Source organism: Candidatus Pelagisphaera phototrophica, from assembly GCF_014529625.1.
Taxonomy (GTDB): domain Bacteria; phylum Verrucomicrobiota; class Verrucomicrobiia; order Opitutales; family Opitutaceae; genus Pelagisphaera; species Pelagisphaera phototrophica.
The window spans coordinates 3,999,640-4,017,617 of the sequence record NZ_CP076039.1; the positions used below are offsets into that span (position 1 = coordinate 3,999,640).

Consider the following 17,978-nt stretch of genomic DNA (forward strand, 5'->3'; position numbering starts at 1 on the left):
TTAGCACAATCTCAATTGGTACAAGCATTGCTAGCTTTCAGTAAACATCGAGACCTTCCAAGCGTCCATTAATGCGTTGCAGTCTGTTACCGGCTTACATCCTGTGGTCGACAACGTCCTGTCACCCGTAAGTGGTTAACCGAATCCCCAGGCCGGTGCCGCAAACCTTTGGAAGGAGGCAAGCCGCCACATGTTTAGCACTAAAACTACCCTTCAGTTCGATAGTATAACGATCCTTGCCAATTTACTCCACCAGCATTTTTCATGATCGGGATTTAACTCATACCTCTCGACTAGACCCAACATGGGATATGAAACCTTTGCTACTCTCCAAAAACATTCTGTAGACAAAACCACTAAAACCTAACGATATTATTTATAGCTAATTGAAATGAATATTCAAACTGAAAATCCTTACTTCGAAATAGGTGCCGTATCCAAAATCACTGGACTATCTCCCAATACCCTAAGGACTTGGGAACGTCGAAAATTTATTGAAGCTGGGTTTCGCTCCCCCACAGGACGCCGGCGGTATTCCCAAGAGCAAGTAGAACAACTCGCCCTGATGAAACGCCTGACGAACATGGGCGACTCGATCAGTTCCATTGCGAAACTCAATCTGTCCGAGCTCAGAAGCCGAGTATTAGAGTACGAAACTCGTCACACCGAGGCTCGGACCAAACGATCCTCATCTGACAAAACCAAAGTTCTCCCCATCGGGAATATCGCTAAAACTTGGTCCGGCAACCTACCGAGCCAATTCCTCATAGCAGAAAAAGACGAAGAGCACCCAGACATTCTTATGGTGGATCTCGACGTCTCCGCAATCGAGTGCCGACGACGAGTCAGCGTTGCCGCTATCGAATATCCAGACGTTCCGATGGCCTTAGTATATGACTACGCGCCAAGCGAACTGTTAAGACAGTTTTCCAAGGAAGGCCGGTTTCTCATTCGAATACCCTGCTCTCCTGAACTGCTGACGCACTACCTCAACGCTGCCCTCGCCAATGCGACGCACCAGGCAGATCCCACCGCTCAATCAGAAATTTCTTTAAACTCAGCGCCTCGTCTTTTCACAGACAAGCAACTGGCTACCATCGCCGCTTCAAATCCCAACATCAAATGCGAGTGCCCACACCATACCTCTGCCCTCGTCGCCAGTCTTGCCTCATTTGAAAACTACTGCCGACGTTGCGAGATCGAGTCTCCCACCGACAAGGAGGTCCACGAATACCTGGGAACAGAAATAGGAAAAGCGAGGGCAATCGTTGAAGATGCTCTCTTATACCTTTGCCAGAAAGACGATCTCATCATTCCTCCCGACACGCCGTGAAACAAAGAGTCGCAATCATTGGCACCGGTATCGCCGGGATGGCTGCCGCCTACTACTTGCGGCGCGAATGCGACGTCACACTCGTGGAAAAGAACAATTATGCGGGGGGTCACACCAATACCGTTTCCGTTTCGCTCGACGGCGACTCTATTCCCGTCGACACGGGTTTTATGGTATACAACGATACGACCTACCCAAACCTCGTCCAACTACTTAAGGAACTTGGGGTCAGTTCCTATAACACTTCCATGTCTTTTGGAGTGTGCAATGCGAACCGAGATCTTGAGTACGCGTGCTCCGGATTCTCCACATTTTTCGCTCAGAAGAAAAATCTCCTGAATCCCGTTCATTGGAAATTGTATCGGGACATCTTGAAGTTTTTCAGGGCGGCCGATGCACTGATCGTAGACGAGCCCTCTCCCGAATTCTCACTAGGCGATTTCGCGGAGCAATACTCGCTCAGCCATCAGGTAATGAATGATTTCGTGCTGCCAATGGCGGGTGCCATTTGGTCCACGCCTGGAGGGGAAATTTGTAATTTCCCCGCACTTCCGCTTCTGCGATTCATGAAGAATCACCAGATGCTCGGAGTGGGAATTCAGCTCCAATGGAAAACAGTAAAAGGCGGAAGCAGTCAGTACAAAGAAAAGCTGCTCGCCTCACTCCCTAACAAAACGCTCCTAAGCCAGAATATCAAAGCCATCGGGCAGGACACCGCATGTGCCTATTTCTTCGACGAAGCAGGAAACAAGCAAAGCTACGATTTCATCATCGTCGCCACCCACGCGGACCAGGCCCTACGTCTACTAGAGTGTCCGAGCGAACTGCAGAACCAATTGCTGTCCGCATTTCGGTATAACAAGAACCATGTGAAGCTGCACTCTGACGCTTCAGTAATGCCGCAATCAAAACAAGCGTGGGCTTCTTGGAACGTTCTTAATCGAACAAGCCCCCTCGGAGAGACCCTTTCCTCTACGCACTACTGGATGAATAGCCTCCAGAATCTCAATACGAAAGAAAATCTTTTCGTCAGTGTAGACTACCCCGGCTCAATCAATCCTGAAAAGACTTACTGGCAGACACGGTACGAACATCCTCGATTCGATGCCGCTGCCATCTCAGCTCAGCCACGACTACCCGAGCTCAACGCTTCCGGCCGAATCCGTTTCTGTGGCAGCTACTTTCGAAACGGGTTTCACGAGGACGCCCTTTGGTCAGCTCTCAATGTAGTCGACGATCTCAGCAACCGCAAAAAACTTCCTCATGAACTCGTGCCTGTATAAGTCCGAGGTCATGCATCGACGGACCGCTCCAAAGCGGCATTCCTTCAAGTATAGGCTATTTATGTTCTACTTGGACCTCGATGAGATCGAATCGCTAGATCGAAGCTACAATTTTATAGGGCACAACCGTTTCGCCCCGTACGAATTTAGAGATGATGATCACTACAATCCCTCGAAGACGGATCTCAAAACGAGCATTCGGAATTATCTTAGAGAGCAAGGTATCGAAGATCCTGTAGGCAAAATCCACTTGCTAACTCACTTGAGAACCTGGGGGCACCTATTCAACCCCGTTTCTTTTTACTTTGTCACCGCCCAAAATGGTTCGCCAATCTGCTCAATCGCTGAAGTGGGAAATACGTTCAACGAGCAAAAGCTCTTCATTGTGAAGTCGCAAACCGATGGCCGCAGCCATACCGACACGATTAAGAACTTCTACGTTTCCCCATTCAGCGAACTGGACACACAATTTCATTTCAAGATCGCAACTCCTCGCGAGCATATGCGGATCGCCATTAGCCAATCAAAGAATGGCGAGACCTACTTTAACAGTGTTCTCACAGGCGGGAAAAGCCCCTTGACGGGCAAAAGCTTGCTTATGAGCGCACTGCAATTTCCACTGCTAACCCTTAAAATTGTAGGAGCGATCCACTGGCAAGCCCTCCGACTTTACCTGAAGGGAGTCCCGTACTTCCGGAAATCCGAAAATCCGCATCTCCAGACCAGCACTCACCCCTACCTCACAAAGGAAACCTACGAAGAACACTAGATCATGAAGTCCTTGTACAAAAAAGTCATCATTAAGAGCCTGAAAAAAGCTCGTCTCGGACAACTCAACCTTTCACTGACCGACGGCGACAGCATCGTTTGCGGACAGCCCGACGGAAAAAAGATCCAAAATCTCTATGTTCATAGCGACGCATTTTTTAACGAATTGGCCCACAAGGGAGGAATAGGTTTGGGAGAGGCTTACCAAGAGAGGTATTGGAGTTCCGATGATCTTACAGGCACCTTGGAGTGGCTTCTCATCAACAGCAAGTACATTGCTCCGAGCACCAGCCCCTACTTCGCCTCCTTAATTCGAAAGGTGAATTCCATCGCGACCGGATTGCTTCACCACAGAAATCGTAACAACGTCGAGGGCAGTCGCAATAATATCCACGCCCACTACGACCTTGGCAACCGCTTCTACCAGACTTTTCTCGACCCGAGTCTCACCTATTCTTCAGGTTACTTCGAGAGTTCCGAGACCCAATTGGAGGAAGCCCAAGCAGAGAAGTACGATCGACTATGCCGCAAGCTAGGGATCGATTCCACGAGCCATATCCTTGAAATTGGCTGCGGCTGGGGTGGCTTCGCCATTTACGCGGCTAAACACTACGACTGCTGTATCACGGGTACCACCATCTCCAAAGAGCAGTTCGACCGAGCTACTCAAAGGGTGAAAGACGAAGGACTGGAGCATCGTATCGACATAACGATGACAGACTACCGAAAGCTCCAGGGAACCTACGATCGTATTGTTTCTATCGAGATGCTGGAAGCGGTTGGTCAGGAATTTCTGGGCGAATATTTCAAACAGATCGAGGCCCTGCTAGAACCCAATGGTCTCGCCGGAATTCAAGTTATCACCTGTCCCAACCCTCTTTACGAGGCATACAAGGACCGAGTAGACTGGATTCAAAAGCATATTTTCCCGGGTTCCCATCTCCCTTCAACTCATGCGCTGTTAGAAAATGCCGAAAAAAGCGGGCAACTAGATTTGTACCACATGGAAAGCTTTGGGCTCCATTACGCTCGCACATTGAGAGAGTGGCGTAACCGTTTTCTCGATCAATGGGATGAAATCGAGAAAATGGGATTTGATGATTTTTTCAAACGGAAATGGGAATACTACCTTGCCTACTGCGAAGCGGGCTTTCTCCAACGGCATGTCAATGTATGCCAGCTGGTCTTTGGACGGGCAGATGAAACCGCCTATCAGTTCGAGCAGAAGCAAAATACCTCCCGCTTAGAGCGCCCTGAATTAACCCAAGCCATTTAGTACATTATGAACGCAATAACATTCGCTGAAAATGGACACCTTCCCTACTGGCTCCTTCGATTTGGCATCCGCCAGCGCGTAGGCAAAAAGCTGTCCATCGAAACTTCCAAAACAACTGAAGAGCGCCACGCCTTCCTGGAGCGGCTAAGAGAGAGCCCCATTGCCCAGGATACCGAGAAGGCGAACGAGCAGCACTACGAAGTGCCGGCCGCTTTCTACAAACTTGTTCTCGGTCCCAATTTGAAATACAGCTGCTCGTACTGGCCCCGCGACTGCGAATCCTTGGCAGCGGCTGAGGAGGCCGCTTTGAAGCAGATCGAAGACCGCGCCCAACTGACGGACCACCAGAAAGTCCTCGACCTCGGTTGCGGCTGGGGATCGTTTTCCCTTTGGGCCGCGCCTCGATACCCGAACTCCAACTTTCTCGCCGTCTCAAATTCACACAGCCAAGCGACGCACATTCGGGAACAAGCAACATCGAGAGGGATCGACAACCTCAAAGTGTTTACCTGCGATGTGAACGAGTTCAGCCCCGACATGGTTTTTGATCGAATCGTCTCCGTCGAGATGCTGGAACACGCTCGCAACTACGAAAAGCTTTTCCAACGGATCAGCTCCTGGATGCAAGACGATGCCAAAATGTTTATACATGTGTTCTCGCATCGGCGATACGCGTACGACTACGACTCCAACAACCCTAAAGAGTGGATGGCACGCCAGTTCTTTACCGGTGGCATTATGCCTTCGCACGACTTGCTCCCTAGTTTCGATCAGCACTTGAAGCAGGATGCTTCATGGCTGTTAGATGGGACCAACTATCAGAAGACAGCGGAAGCCTGGCTTGACAACATGAACCAGAATGAGGCCGAGGTAAAAAGCGTCTTCGACGCCGTTTACGGTCCGAAGGAGAGCAAACAATGGATGTGGCGATGGCGTTTATTTTTCTTGGCTTGCTCTGAGCTCTTCGGCTACAAGGATGGTTCCGAATGGGGCGTGTCTCACTACGTCTTGAGTAAGCGAATTTAGGTTAACGGATATTTTGCGAACAAAGGAACTGGCATGCTGATCATTATCGGTTTTTTCGTGGCTCACTGGTACGCGAGCGTTTTCGCTCAGAGTTTCTTCCTGCATCGCTACATGGCGCACAGGATGTTTCTGATGAATCCGTTTTGGGAACGGTTTTTTTACCTGTTCACTTTCATCACACAGGGATCCTCATTTCTCCATCCGAAATCCTATGCTCAACTCCATCTAGAACACCACAAGCACAGCGACACCGAGCACGACCCTCATTCGCCTCACTTTTTGAAGGATGTGATTTCGATGATGATCAACACCGCTCGCATCTACCTTGAGTTCAAAAACGGTAAACGAGCATCCAGCTCTCCCTATATTCAAGGGCTACCCACTTGGGATCGGATCGACCGGATCGGCAACAGCCACTGGGTTCGGCTAGTCTTTTGTGGAGCATACATCGCTCTCTACCTGTGGGTTAGCCCTCCGCTTTGGATGTACGCCTTGCTACCCGTCCATTTCCTTATGGGCCCCATACATGGAGCTTTTGTGAACTGGTGTGGACACAAGTATGGATACCGGAACTACGACACGAGTGACCAATCTCGTAACACGTTTATTTGGGATGTCTTTTTTGTGGGCGAGACCTTTCAAAACAACCACCATAAGTATCCCAACCGACTCAACTTTGCCACTCGCTGGTATGAGCTCGACTTGGGCTATCCCGTCATTTGGTTGCTCAGCAAATTGGGAATCGTAGTCCCACGTTGAAGAACTGAACGCCGCTTACCGCGATGTCCGGCGCGGTGGCCGATACACACTTCGCTACGATCCCGGCAAGGGTACATCCCTTCTATTAAACGGCGACGTCCTCCAAGAAGTTCCAAGTGAAGATTTTCACCGCATCTACTCTTCGATCTTGCTTGGTCCAGAATCACCTTTTCGACTTGAGACCTCAGTCCTAGTCGTAGGTTTTCTGGACACCTCTATCGCTAGAATCTGGAAGGGTGAAGTCTAGCCCAATTGGCCGAGCGGTCGCATCTGCAATCCGGCCCTTCAGCGCTTTGAGCAAGTACTCAAGCTCCTGCTTGTACTCCAGATTTCGGGCGACGTTTCGCATTTCCTCGGGGTCCCTCCTTCGGTCATACAACTCCAGATTGTCCGGATCATCGATTTTCCATTGCGTAATCCGGAAATTATCGGTCCGTAGCGTGTATCCGTTTATCAACTGTGTGAAGGCATTGGAGCGGACCGTGTTTGAAACATCCCTGAGGACAGGCTGCAGGCTGATTCCCTTCACGTAGTCCGGCGGTGGCGGCAGACCTACTAAATCACTTAAGGTACGGTAGAAGTCAATCATCTCAGCAAACCCTTGGGCCCGCCCACCCGATTGCGTGACCCCCGGAGCAGAAATTATCAAGGGCACTCTATCCGCATTCTCAAAAAGCGTGTTCTTTTGGTAGTGCCCATGTTCACCCATGTGGTAGCCATGGTCTGAGCTAAAGAGCACAATGGCATCCTCTTTTAAGCCTAGATCTTCGAGGGCGTCCATGACTCGTCCGATCTGAGCATCTACAAAGGAGATCGTCGCGTAGTAGGCATGAATCGCCTTACGAGCCATTTCCTCTGGCAGGTCGATTTGGGGTTTAAACGCAGTAACCGATTTCCGGGCGGGTTCTGGAAGGGTATCCAAATAACCCTCTGGAATCCGTGGGACGGTGATTTCAGACAAGTCATACAAATCGAAATACTTCTTTGGAGCGACGTAAGGAGTATGCGGTTTATAGAATCCAACCGCGAGAAAAAAGGGTTCTTCCGCAACCGCATACTGGCGTAATAACCGGATGGATTCTGTCGCCACGATTCCATCTGTCTGTTCTTCATCCTCCCCTTCCGCTGCAAGCCAACTCAATGTGGCCCCAAAACTTCCGGGTCGTAGCGAAAAGATCTTTTCCTCCTCTTCCTTGTCGCGTCCACGTGGGTTTATCTTCGTATCCCACGAAGCCGGATCGTCGTGCCCATCCGTGCCAATGCCTCTCGGATTATCGTAGTGATAGATCTTCCCAACCCGAGCCGCCGTGTATCCATTCGCCATGAAATGCTGCGAAAGCGTCACCGCATCTGGAACATAGTCCCGAAACATCCTTCGCAACACGGTCACGCCATTTTGCTCTGGATATAAGCCCGTCATAAAGCTGGCTCTGGAGGGGCCACAAACGGGATAGTTACAGTAGGCATTCTCGAAAAGAACTCCCTCCTCAGCTAGCCGATCAATATTGGGAGACTGAACCAACGGGTGACCATAGCTGCCCAGATCACAGTTTAGATCATCCGTCATGATGAATACCACGTTGGGTTTAGCGACAGAACTTGCCATGCTAGCAACGAAAAAACCAAGCGTGATGCCAACTCTAAAAACAAATCTAGGCTTCATACGAAGAAGTACTACGGCACATCTCGAGGCTTTACAAGCAGCCATACAATCGGCGACAGAAATTACTACCGACAGATTGTAGTCATCTATGATTTGGGTATCAGTTTCTTAAAGGACCGCAAAGATCCCGAAGGATGGGACGGGCTGGATACCCGCCCACAATCAATCCCCCAGCTGCTTAATCTTGAAGCGTTCTAAAACCGCGGGTTCGCGTTCGCTCTCCATGATCGCTTCTATCTTAGCAACAACTTCAGGATAGGCGGCGGAAACATCGAACTGCTCCCTTGGGTCAGTCTTTAGATTGTACAGCTCCAGATCCATGTTTCCTTTGAAAATCCCTTTTCGCAGGGCTTTCCAATCTCCCATGCGAACCGCTTGCTGTCCCTCGTAGGCGGGAAATTCCCAATACAGGAATTCATGAGGTTCTTGCGGTTCTCCCAGAAGATTCGGGACAAAACTGAGTCCATCTACATCCGAAGGAACTAGGGCACCGGAAAGCTCGCACAGTGTAGGGAGCACGTCCCAAAAGGCGGAGACATGCTGAGAAGTTCGCCCCCCCTTGATCATGCCCTCCCAACTGGCAATCATCGGTACTCGAATACCCCCTTCCGTTGAAAAACCTTTAGCCCAACCATATTCACTTTTGAAAGGCGAAGCACTTTCAAAATAATTGGAATCGCTACCGCCATTATAGGTGGGGCCATTGTCGCTGGAAAACAGAATCAATGTGTTTTCGTAAAGTCCGAGCTTTTTCAGTTCGCTGACAATGTCGCCTACTTGCTCATCCAAATAGGATACCATTGCCGCATAGGTCGCTCGGGGGGTCCTATTGGGGAAATATCCCTTGTTCCCAAGGTAGGGATCTTCAGGTCCCAGTTTTTTCTGGTAATATTCAACCCAACTCTCTGGAGCCTGCAGCGGAACATGGGGAATGGGCGAAGCGAAATATAAAAAGAAGGGGCTTTCCTTGTTCTCCCTCACAAATTCCAAGGCCTCCCCGAGCATGAGCTCTGGCGCATATTCGCTTAACCGGTATTTCGAATAGCTCGCAGGATCGTTTGGATCTGCTCCTTCTGCCAGCTTCGTCCCCGGAACGACTAGCTCGTTATCGAGCCAATCCTTTTCTTCGTTTTTCCAAAGGTGTTTGGGATAGAAAGTGTGTGCCTGACGCTGGCAGTTGTATCCGTAGAAAAAGTCAAACCCCATCTTGGTCGGGATACTGTTTGTAAGGGGGGCACCCAGTCCCCATTTACCGACAATGGCCGTTTTGTATCCAACTCCCTGTAGCAACGTACCAATCGTTTTAGTCCCTACTGGAAGCGGGCGCTGACCCTCCAGATTTGGATCTTCGACCGCCTTTGCGAAATTCCAAGTGTCTCCACGTTCCCTCCACTCGTCATTACCACGAATGTAGGCATGGCCTGTGTGTTTCCCTGTCATGAGAACACAGCGTGATGGAGCGCAAACCGGGGAACCTGAGTAATGTTGAGTAAACCGAATACCACTCGCCGCCAAGGCGTCTATGTTTGGCGTTTCAATTGTGTCCTGTCCATAGCAGCCAAGTTCATTGTAGCCTAAATCGTCCGCGAGAATATAGACGATATTTGGCTTCTCTGAATAGACTGAGTGTAATTGCAGGATCGTTACGACCGAAATTAAGAGAATCGATTTCATAATTAGTCTGTTTTTTATCCGTAGCTCTGTGCTTCAGCCTGAGCCATTTTTCTTTCTCAATCTTTCCTGCTCAGGCTGAAGCACTGAGCTACTTTATTACGCGACAATATCTAAAGGCTTCGTATGCTTCCACTCTCCTCGCGTAAAATCGGGAAACACCTGAGGGGCCCCATCTTCCGCAACCGATTTTTCGCTGAGCGGTGATACTGCACTCCAAAACGCGCCTTCATAAACATTCTGATCAAGAGGCTGCCCGAGGCGCAGACACTCAATCATACGGTAGCGCATGATAAAGTCCATTCCCCCATGGCCTCCCATCTTTTTAGCAAGTTCTCCGAGGCGCTTGTATAGAGGATGTTCATACTTTGCAAAAATCGCTTCCAATTGCTCTCCTTCCGCCCACTTGTGGTGGTTGTCGGTCGCCCCGTCTACTCCTCCTTCTAAAGCCACTCGAGTGGGAAACCCCGCTAGCGTCCCCTTCGTCCCTTGTACCAAATTGTGACGAGAGTAGGGTCGAGGACTGGTTTCGTCCCATTGAACCATTACGGTTCGTCCCAAATTCGTTTTGATGATCGACGTATTGAGGTCACCCCCTTTGAAATCGATCTTATTCCACTTGTGATCGGCCGGAAAGTTCTCTTTCGCGTACAGACTGCGTCCTCGCCCAAGGGTTGAATACGAAACCAGTCTCCCAAAATTGTCATCTCCACGAGCCAGATTCATGTATTGCGCCACTGGGCCAAGGCCATGGGTGGGATACAAGTTCCCATCACGATTTGCGTAATGGTAGGTTCTCCAAGAGCCGGTACTGCGCTCACTGTTCATTTGGCCACGCAGCTCGTGAATGTATGAGGCTTCGGCATGCAGCAATTCGCCAATCACCCCTTGGCGGCACATATTAAGATAGATCAACTCTTCGCGCCCATAGTTGACATTCTCCATCATCATACAGTGCCTGCCGGTTGATTCCGATGTATCCACGATATCCCACATTTCCTTATTGGTCAGCGCCAAGGGAACTTCGACAAACGCGTGCACTCCTGCCTTCATGGCCTCGATTGCCATCGGAGCGTGCAACTTCCATGGAGTAGCGATGACTACCATGTCAGGCTTTCGCTCGCGAAGCATTTGCTTCCAGCTATCACCATTTTCGTAGTACAGTTTAATGTTTTGATGCCGCTCTCCCTTGCCCGCCGCAACGCTCTTGCTTTGGGCCTTTTTTGCTAGATCTTCGTGCAGGTCGCTGATTCCAACCACTTCAGTGCCTTCGATTTCCGCTATCTGACTATTGTGCCCACTCCCTCGTGCTCCCACACCGATAAAGGCGCAACGCACAGTATCGAGTTTAGGAGCGATAAAGTCGCCCATATACTTGGCGCTAGCTCTCCGCGAAGGCGTTTCACTCTTCTTTGCGATCGTGCAACCGGCCACGATTCCAGTCGCCGAAGCCCCTATAATTTTTACGAATTTGCGGCGCGAACTATCTTCACTTTTCATATTAGCTGAAAGCTTTCTGTTTTATTCTGTATCCAAATGTTATGTGTCAAACATGCTTCTTGATCCGCCGCCCACATTTTTTGAGGTGATTAGTTTCACCGCCAAACCGATCGCGATCACTAGGAGAATTAGACCTATTCCATATTCCCCATAAATCAGTTTTCCGATTCCAAAAAGAAAACCGTATACGGAAACGATGCCCATAAGGGCTTGGGCAATCTGCGGCCACAGGGCCTCGGGTCTGGGGAGGAAAGTCTTGGATTGTTCACGCACGGGATTCCACCCGTTACCTCCAGGGCTGACCCGCTTGTAGAACATGAGCAAATTCTTCATGTCGCTCGGAGGCGTAAGAAGAGTGACCGTTACCCAAATGACTGTTGTCATTCCAATACCACTGATGAGCTCTACCCACCAAGCCCATCCGGGATCCACCACCTTGAATGTAACCGCGATAATGAAGGAAGCAATCATCGCCGCCAACTCGCTGAAGGCATTGATTCGCCACCAGAACCAGCGAAGGATGAAAAGAAGTCCCGTACCCGCACCGACCTGAAGCAAAATTTGAAACGTATCAAGAGCACTCTTCAAATTAAGCGCCAGCCAGCCAGCAAACACCATTAGCACCGCGGTTGATATCCGGCCAACCAATACCAGTTCCTTGCCACTGGCTTTCGGCTTAACGAAACGCTTATAAAAATCGTGCGCTACGTACGAGGAGCCCCAATTTAGATGCGTCGATATCGTCGACATGTAAGCGGCTACCAACGACGCGAGTACGAGACCCATCCAACCACTTGGTAGAAAGGTCAGCATCGCCGGATAGGCAAGATCGTGACCTAAAACGCTTGGATCTACATCGGGAAACGCCACCTGGATGCTTTCTAGAGTCGGGAAGACGACCAGCGACGCAAGCGCAACTAGAATCCAAGGCCAAGGACGGAGCCCATAGTGGGCGAAATTGAAAAACAGAACCGCACCCGTTGCCTGTCGCTCATTTTTCGCCGCCAGCATACGCTGAGCAATGTAACCGCCACCGCCTGGCTCCGCGCCCGGATACCAGACACTCCACCACTGGACGACTAACGGGATCACCAACAATGTCATCCAGAGGTTTAGGTTCTCATCCGTCAACGTCCCCGAAGCGTCACGCTCCACCGTCGGAAAAAATCCAATCTTGTCCGCGACGTTTGGGTGCTCCAGCAAGGCTCCCAACGACCCAATATCCGCATGCCCAATAGCGAAAAAAGCAGCCCCCACAGAGCCGATCATGGCCACAATAAACAACAGGAAGTCCGTGAAAACAACTCCCCTAAATCCTCCCAAGGACGAGAATACCACCGTAACCGCCGAGGCCCACAAGATACATTGCAGAGGACTGAATCCTAGCATGACGCCCCCAATCTTGATCGCAGCGAGAGAGACCGACGCCATAATCATGATATTGAAAAAGACCCCGAGATAGAGAGCTCTGAAGCCACGCAAAAACGCGGCACTCTTTCCGGTATATCGAACTTCATAGAACTCGATGTCCGTCAATACGTCCATACGCCTCCACAGCTTGGCGTAGAGAAATACCGTCACCATACCGGTGACCAGAAAAGCCCACCAAACCCAGTTCCCCGCCACTCCGTTTTGCCGCACAATATCCGTGACGAGATTCGGAGTATCCGTTGAGAACGTTGTCGCTACCATCGATACTCCCAGTAGCCACCAGGGCATCTCTCTTCCCCCAAGGAAAAAGTTCCAGGCATTTTTACCAGCTATCTTTGCGACTACGACGCCGATCAATACCACTGCGAGAAAGTAGACGCCAATTATGATCCAATCGAGATTTGTGAGTTGCATAGTGGGGAGGGGCTTAATCGGAGGGCCAAGCGAGACCGAATATACTGTCCATGGCCCGAGAGGTATTGTCGATCAAAGTCTCAGGAGCATACTTATAAAAGGGAACAGGAGGAATCATTTCCGCCGCCACCCAACCGGAATAACCGATCGATTTAAGTGACTGGACCACCTCTGGCCAATTGACGTCCCCTGAGAGCAGATCGACAAATCCGTCCACCGAACCCACTGCCCTTCGATAGTCTTTCACGTGAACCCGACGAATCCGATCCTTCAGAATCCGAATCCAGTGCTCGGGATAGCCCGTGGCGAGTACGTTCCCCACATCGAAATAGCTCCCGACGTGCGCATCATCAAACTGATCAATGAATCGAGCCATTTCCAGAGGGCTCAGCAGGAATTTATTCCACACGTTTTCAATACCGATATCTACTCCCAACTCTTTCGCTAAAGGAAGTGCGTTCGATATGAATTCAGTCGCCCGATCCCAAACTTTATCATAGGATAGCTCCTCACAGCCCGGAATAAAGTCGGCTCCAACGGAGCCAGGGACAACGAGGACCGCACCGATCCCCAATTGGGATGCCACGCGAATTTGCTTTTCCAATACTACTTTAGCTTGAGCCCGCGATTCGGCATTCTCGCTGGCAGGATTGAATTCCCAGTACATCCCCGTAGCTAAGCCGCTTAAGGTAAGCCCAGAATCCGCTGCCAGTGATCCGATCGCGGCGATCGCGTCCTCATCACTATCCAAAGTAATGGGCCCATCCCCACTGACATCGAGCTCGATACCTTCAAATCCCGCATCCTTGGCGAGCTTCATTTTATCCTTTAAAGACCAGTCCCCATAAAAGGACCAGATGCTGATAGATTTTTTCATGAGATTTTTTGTATTTTGATGTAAGGCTGGCACTGGCACCATGCCCTACGAATTCAGATGATTACTCTTTTCCTTCCCCCAATTCAATCTCCTTGAGCGTTAAGGCCAACGATTCACGAGCATCCTCCAAAGTCGCAATAGCCGGAGGATTTCCTTCACTGAGGCAATTCACAAAATACTTCAACTCGTTCAGGTAGCCACCCAAGTCCGAGACATTGCCCTCGCCACTTTGGGATTCGCCCGCATCCGTTTGAACGACATCCAAAGGGGTGGGAGCTTCCTCGCCTTGGCATATCGTCAGACCTTTCCCGTTAGCTGAATCGAAATCGAGAACGGCATTCTCGTAGATCGCATGAAACGCCATCTGGAACCCCCAGTTCTTCGGATAGTTCCAACCGCCTTCCGAACACACAGTCAACGAATCATACTCCATCAAACTGAACACGTGAACCGGACCACTAAAGTCACGCGTCACGCTGCTCTTGACAGAATGCGGCTGTCCCAACAAAGCCAGTACGAAATCCGTATCGTGAATGTGCAGATCCAATGCCGCACCTCCGGATTTCGATTCGTCGTTCAGCCAGTTCTCTATTCCGTAATCTGGGCGACCCGCCCGCCTGGCTAGACTCAGGCTCAACAACTTCCCTCCGTCACCGCTTTTATGATACTCCATAAAGCGCATGTACTCTGGCCAGAAGCGAAGGCAATGTCCGACTTGGGCAAACGTCCCATTCGCCTTCGCCGCACTTATAATCGCATCTGCTTCTTTCACCGACAAAGCGAGCGGCTTTTCACAAAAAAGAGCCTTTCCCGCTTCGGCTGCCTCGATCGCGTATTTCTTGTGCAAAAACGTTGGCATGCACACATCGACGAAATCGCTATCGGCCGCCGCCAAGGCCTCGCTCAATTCTGCGAATACCGGAGCGGGACAACCCAGTTTATCCAGTTTCTCCTTTGACGCCTCAACCCGGTCGTCAACCGCTGCCACGAGCTCTACGTTCGGCAAGCTCTTGTAAATTTGAGCGTGCATACCGCCCATAAAACCGCATCCGACGAGGATGCCCTTTAAATTGTCTCTTTCGCTACTCATTAGGAATATTTCTGAACCCGATCTTTTACATCTTGGGACAACCGCCCGATTTCTTCTAGGATAAAGGCTTCAATGGAAAGGTCCGGATTCACTACGAGCGGTTTCAAATCGATTCCCCAGGCTACCGATTGATAGATGTCCGATCCATGCGAGTCAAACATGGTAGCATTGGCTCGCCTTCGACCTTCAACCGCCAAATCATACCGTTTTCCACCCGCAATCTGGGATTCGAAAACCGCATACAGTTTAGCTGACAAATTTGGATACGCATCGCAAACCATCGCAACCTTCTCCGAATCATCCAGCCAATCCAGGCTCCTCCAGACTTCGCAGCCGATCACTCGTTCAGGAACGTGAGTTACAGCCGTCTGGCGCAAGGCTTCAATGCTGCATCCTAAAACTGCAATGTGACTATCATGCTTGTCAGCCGGCTGATGTAGATAAACCACATTCGGTCGGGATTTCTTCAATACAGCAAGGATGTCCGCGGTCACATTAGACCGTCCTTCACCTTTGAGTTCCGAACTCGGATAGTCCAACTGGAACTGGGCCGTATACTCGCCAATCTCGGCCGCGTCGCGCTGCTCTTTGCGGCGGACGTTTCGAATCTCTTCATCACTGTAACTCGCAAACGGACCCGTTCGAGAGCTCCCTCTGCCATCGGTTACCGTAATGCCCGCGAACCACTGGTCCTGCTTTTCGTAGCAAGACGCGATCCCTTCGTAGGCCATAAACTCCAAATCGTCCTGATGGGCCCCGATCCCCAAATGCGTCGCTCGGGCGAGCGCAGAGTCTACCGTCAGGCTGTCCCGCAGCCAAATATCCGCACCTTCATTGTGGAAAATTGACACTAGATTATCCTTTCTCGCTTTTAGGAATCTAGCAATGCCGCAAGTTCGATTCCCTTGAAAGACTCTATCGCTTCGTATTCCGCCATGCCTACCGCATCGTAGGCCTCGGCCGTCGAACGGTTGATCTCGTCGGTCTCCTGCCAAATTTCGCGATGGCTTGCCGCCCGAAACGGGTACTGACTCCGCTGGGATCGGTACTGAAAGCTGGCTTCGATCTTCGAGGCCAATTCACCGGGGCTCAAAGGAACCGCCATATCGATTTCGAATAGCGGCCATTCCTGGCCGACCCCCCGATAGCTCCAAACCCGGCAGTCTTTCACCCAGCCCAATCGCTTGACGCGCCGTATGGCTTCGCAGAACAGGCGATAACAAACCCCAGCTACTGAACCCGGATCAGCTAGGCCGCCGCTGATGTAGATCTGGTGCGGCTTTTCTTTTTCAAGTAACTTAGCCAAAGCGTCCACATCTTCATCACTGGCAACGAAGTTCCGGTAACGCCCTTTTTCGTAAAAGGGGAGATCGAGAAAGGCTTGGGAATCCGTATCGATATTCAGAATCCTCGCGGCATCCCGGGCTTCGTTTCTTCTCACAAACCCTTTGATCCTCCGAGTAGACTCAGAATCTGCCTCCGAATCCTTTTTCTCCTCAATACTCTTGAGTATAACCTCGGCAAATTGACCTAAGCTGGGTCCATCCCCCTTGGTAAACGCCATCTCGTCTTCCAACTCCGTCATCAGAGCCAGCGTTTGCTTAGCCAAATTGTCCGGAACGGCTAAATTGCCCGAAGTCATGTAAGCCAGAGTGACCTCGGAACCCTGGTCCTTCAGCCGATGGGCCGTCCCCCCCATACAAAGAATATCTTCGTGCGGCTCAGCGCTCAAAACGAGCACGCGCTTTGGGAAGGGTTTCGCCCGCTCAGGACGGTGGCTATCGTCCGCATCGGGTTTCCCGCCGGGCCAGCCTGTAATTGTATGCTGCGTCTGATTGAAAACGATGATGTTGAGATCATAAGCTGGCCCAGAGTGTATGAGAAGATCCCCTAGGCCGTTTTCATTGTAGTCGGACTCTTGGAGTTTCAAGATTGGCTTTTTGACGGTATTCGAAAGCCAAAGCACCGCCTTGCGTATCGTCCGGGGATCCCATTCTACCGTTCCGACCAGCCATGGCAATTTCACTCGAATGAGCTCCTCCGCTGCCGTGCCATCCACAAAAAACCTGACATCCGGGTGTCCTTGCAAAAGACTCGCTGGCAAATTTTCGTTGGGTTTTCCCTCAACCGCAGCCTGTACCACCGACGCCTTTGACTGTCCCCAAGCCATCAATACCAGCTTCCTCGCTTTTAGGATTGTCCCCACTCCCATGGTGATCGCGTACAGCGGAACATTCGCCTCTCCGAGAAAGTCTCTCGCCGCGTCCAATCGAGTCAGCGAGTCCAACGTAACCAATCGCGTTATTGAATCGCGGGTTGAACCTGGTTCATTAAATCCAATATGTCCTGTCCGCCCGATTCCCAAAATCTGGTAGTCGAGTCCTCCCGCGTCTTCGATCGCCTTCTCATAGGATTCGCAAAACGCGTATACTTCTGAACGGGACAAGGTACCAGAGGGCACATGCACGTTGTCCTTGGGAATGTCGACATGCTTGAACAACCGCTCCCACATGAACTGATGGTAGCTTTCGGGATGATCGTCGGACAGACCGAAATACTCATCGAGGTTGAATGTGATGACATTGCGAAAACTCAGCCCCATATCCTTGTGGAGTCTCACCAGTTCACGGTAAACGGGCAGCGGAGTGGATCCCGTCGCTAAACCCAGTACCACATTGCGTCCAGCTTTCGCCCTCTCATGGATCAACGCCGCTATCTCACCCGCCACTGTAGAGGCGGCTTCTTCCGAATTTCGACAAATATGCGTGGGGATCCGCTCAAATTGTTCTTCTTCTCGAGCCATATTTCAAGTTAGCCATTTACAATATCATTGTTCAGATAGCAAAAACTTTCCATTATTTGCTCATTACTTTGCAGTTTTGTCAGA

Annotated in this window: 15 protein-coding genes; 7 read left to right on the top strand and 8 right to left on the bottom strand. The window is 50.6% G+C overall.

All coding sequences use genetic code 11. The features are described from left to right. Positions 1–391: 391 nt before the first annotated feature. Genes GA004_RS17480 through GA004_RS18050 form a run of 7 tightly spaced genes read left to right on the top strand, consistent with a single transcriptional unit; the run spans position 392 to position 6,692 of the window. Entirely contained in the window at positions 392–1,333 is a 942-nt protein-coding gene (locus tag GA004_RS17480) for a MerR family transcriptional regulator (RefSeq protein ID WP_283395166.1), read from the top strand. Next, on the top strand, positions 1,330–2,616 hold the full coding sequence (locus GA004_RS17485) for an NAD(P)/FAD-dependent oxidoreductase (RefSeq protein ID WP_283395167.1): 1,287 nt from the start codon (positions 1,330–1,332) through the stop codon (positions 2,614–2,616). The genes GA004_RS17480 and GA004_RS17485 overlap by 4 nt, the downstream gene beginning before the upstream one ends. Then, positions 2,597–3,385 carry a DUF1365 domain-containing protein gene (locus GA004_RS17490; protein WP_283395168.1) on the top strand — a complete coding sequence of 263 codons (789 nt, stop codon included), beginning with the start codon at positions 2,597–2,599 and terminating at the stop codon, positions 3,383–3,385. Before GA004_RS17485 ends, GA004_RS17490 begins: the two co-directional genes overlap by 20 nt. A 3-nt stretch (positions 3,386–3,388) precedes the next feature. Next, positions 3,389–4,660, top strand: coding sequence for an SAM-dependent methyltransferase (locus tag GA004_RS17495; protein ID WP_283395169.1), 1,272 nt, complete (start codon positions 3,389–3,391; stop codon positions 4,658–4,660). A 6-nt stretch (positions 4,661–4,666) separates the two neighbouring features. Then, a complete protein-coding gene (locus GA004_RS17500) occupies positions 4,667–5,686 on the top strand; it encodes an SAM-dependent methyltransferase (RefSeq protein ID WP_283395170.1) in 1,020 nt (339 codons plus the stop codon). Positions 5,687–5,719: 33 nt separating this feature from the next. Then, the gene (locus GA004_RS17505; RefSeq protein ID WP_283395171.1) at positions 5,720–6,445 is read left to right on the top strand and encodes an acyl-CoA desaturase; all 726 of its coding nucleotides are present in this window, start codon (positions 5,720–5,722) and stop codon (positions 6,443–6,445) included. Positions 6,446–6,449: 4 nt separating this feature from the next. After that, on the top strand, positions 6,450–6,692 hold the full coding sequence (locus tag GA004_RS18050; protein WP_343218872.1) for a chalcone isomerase family protein: 243 nt from the start codon (positions 6,450–6,452) through the stop codon (positions 6,690–6,692). Here the strand turns inward: GA004_RS18050 and GA004_RS17510 are convergent. The 8 genes from GA004_RS17510 to nagB all read right to left on the bottom strand — a co-directional run bounded on the left by GA004_RS17510 (position 6,636) and on the right by nagB (position 17,894). Continuing rightward, positions 6,636–8,051, bottom strand: coding sequence for a sulfatase (locus tag GA004_RS17510; protein WP_283395172.1), 1,416 nt, complete (start codon positions 8,049–8,051; stop codon positions 6,636–6,638). The two genes, GA004_RS18050 and GA004_RS17510, sit on opposite strands and share 57 nt — an antisense overlap. A 219-nt stretch (positions 8,052–8,270) precedes the next feature. After that, a complete protein-coding gene (locus GA004_RS17515; RefSeq protein WP_283395173.1) occupies positions 8,271–9,782 on the bottom strand; it encodes an arylsulfatase in 1,512 nt (503 codons plus the stop codon). Positions 9,783–9,878: 96 nt separating this feature from the next. Beyond that, positions 9,879–11,279 (bottom strand): Gfo/Idh/MocA family protein, encoded by a 1,401-nt coding sequence (locus GA004_RS17520; protein ID WP_283395174.1) that lies wholly within the window; start codon positions 11,277–11,279, stop codon positions 9,879–9,881. 39 nt (positions 11,280–11,318) lie between these two features. Beyond that, positions 11,319–13,124, bottom strand: coding sequence for a sodium:solute symporter family protein (locus tag GA004_RS17525; protein ID WP_283395175.1), 1,806 nt, complete (start codon positions 13,122–13,124; stop codon positions 11,319–11,321). Positions 13,125–13,137: 13 nt separating this feature from the next. Further along, the gene (locus GA004_RS17530) at positions 13,138–14,001 is read right to left on the bottom strand and encodes a sugar phosphate isomerase/epimerase family protein (RefSeq protein ID WP_283395176.1); all 864 of its coding nucleotides are present in this window, start codon (positions 13,999–14,001) and stop codon (positions 13,138–13,140) included. 61 nt (positions 14,002–14,062) lie between these two features. Further along, positions 14,063–15,091 (bottom strand): Gfo/Idh/MocA family protein, encoded by a 1,029-nt coding sequence (locus tag GA004_RS17535; RefSeq protein ID WP_283395177.1) that lies wholly within the window; start codon positions 15,089–15,091, stop codon positions 14,063–14,065. Further along, a complete protein-coding gene (locus tag GA004_RS17540) occupies positions 15,091–15,942 on the bottom strand; it encodes a PIG-L deacetylase family protein (protein WP_283395178.1) in 852 nt (283 codons plus the stop codon). Before GA004_RS17540 ends, GA004_RS17535 begins: the two co-directional genes overlap by 1 nt. A 20-nt stretch (positions 15,943–15,962) precedes the next feature. Next, positions 15,963–17,894 carry a glucosamine-6-phosphate deaminase gene (gene nagB / locus GA004_RS17545; protein WP_283395179.1) on the bottom strand — a complete coding sequence of 644 codons (1,932 nt, stop codon included), beginning with the start codon at positions 17,892–17,894 and terminating at the stop codon, positions 15,963–15,965. Between the last annotated feature and the right edge of the window lie 84 nt (positions 17,895–17,978).

Excerpts from the sequence above, each read along its gene's own strand:
- GA004_RS17480 (WP_283395166.1), top strand. The coding sequence starts at position 392 with ATGAATATTCAAACTGAAAATCCTTACTTCGAAATAGGTGCCGTATCC.
- GA004_RS17490 (WP_283395168.1), top strand. The coding sequence starts at position 2,597 with ATGAACTCGTGCCTGTATAAGTCCGAGGTCATGCATCGACGGACCGCT.
- GA004_RS17495 (WP_283395169.1), top strand. The coding sequence starts at position 3,389 with ATGAAGTCCTTGTACAAAAAAGTCATCATTAAGAGCCTGAAAAAAGCT.
- GA004_RS17500 (WP_283395170.1), top strand. The coding sequence starts at position 4,667 with ATGAACGCAATAACATTCGCTGAAAATGGACACCTTCCCTACTGGCTC.
- GA004_RS17505 (WP_283395171.1), top strand. The coding sequence starts at position 5,720 with ATGCTGATCATTATCGGTTTTTTCGTGGCTCACTGGTACGCGAGCGTT.
- GA004_RS17510 (WP_283395172.1), bottom strand. The coding sequence starts at position 8,051 with ATGGCAAGTTCTGTCGCTAAACCCAACGTGGTATTCATCATGACGGAT.
- GA004_RS17515 (WP_283395173.1), bottom strand. The coding sequence starts at position 9,782 with ATGAAATCGATTCTCTTAATTTCGGTCGTAACGATCCTGCAATTACAC.
- GA004_RS17520 (WP_283395174.1), bottom strand. The coding sequence starts at position 11,279 with ATGAAAAGTGAAGATAGTTCGCGCCGCAAATTCGTAAAAATTATAGGG.
- GA004_RS17525 (WP_283395175.1), bottom strand. The coding sequence starts at position 13,124 with ATGCAACTCACAAATCTCGATTGGATCATAATTGGCGTCTACTTTCTC.
- GA004_RS17530 (WP_283395176.1), bottom strand. The coding sequence starts at position 14,001 with ATGAAAAAATCTATCAGCATCTGGTCCTTTTATGGGGACTGGTCTTTA.
- GA004_RS17535 (WP_283395177.1), bottom strand. The coding sequence starts at position 15,091 with ATGAGTAGCGAAAGAGACAATTTAAAGGGCATCCTCGTCGGATGCGGT.
- nagB (WP_283395179.1), bottom strand. The coding sequence starts at position 17,894 with ATGGCTCGAGAAGAAGAACAATTTGAGCGGATCCCCACGCATATTTGT.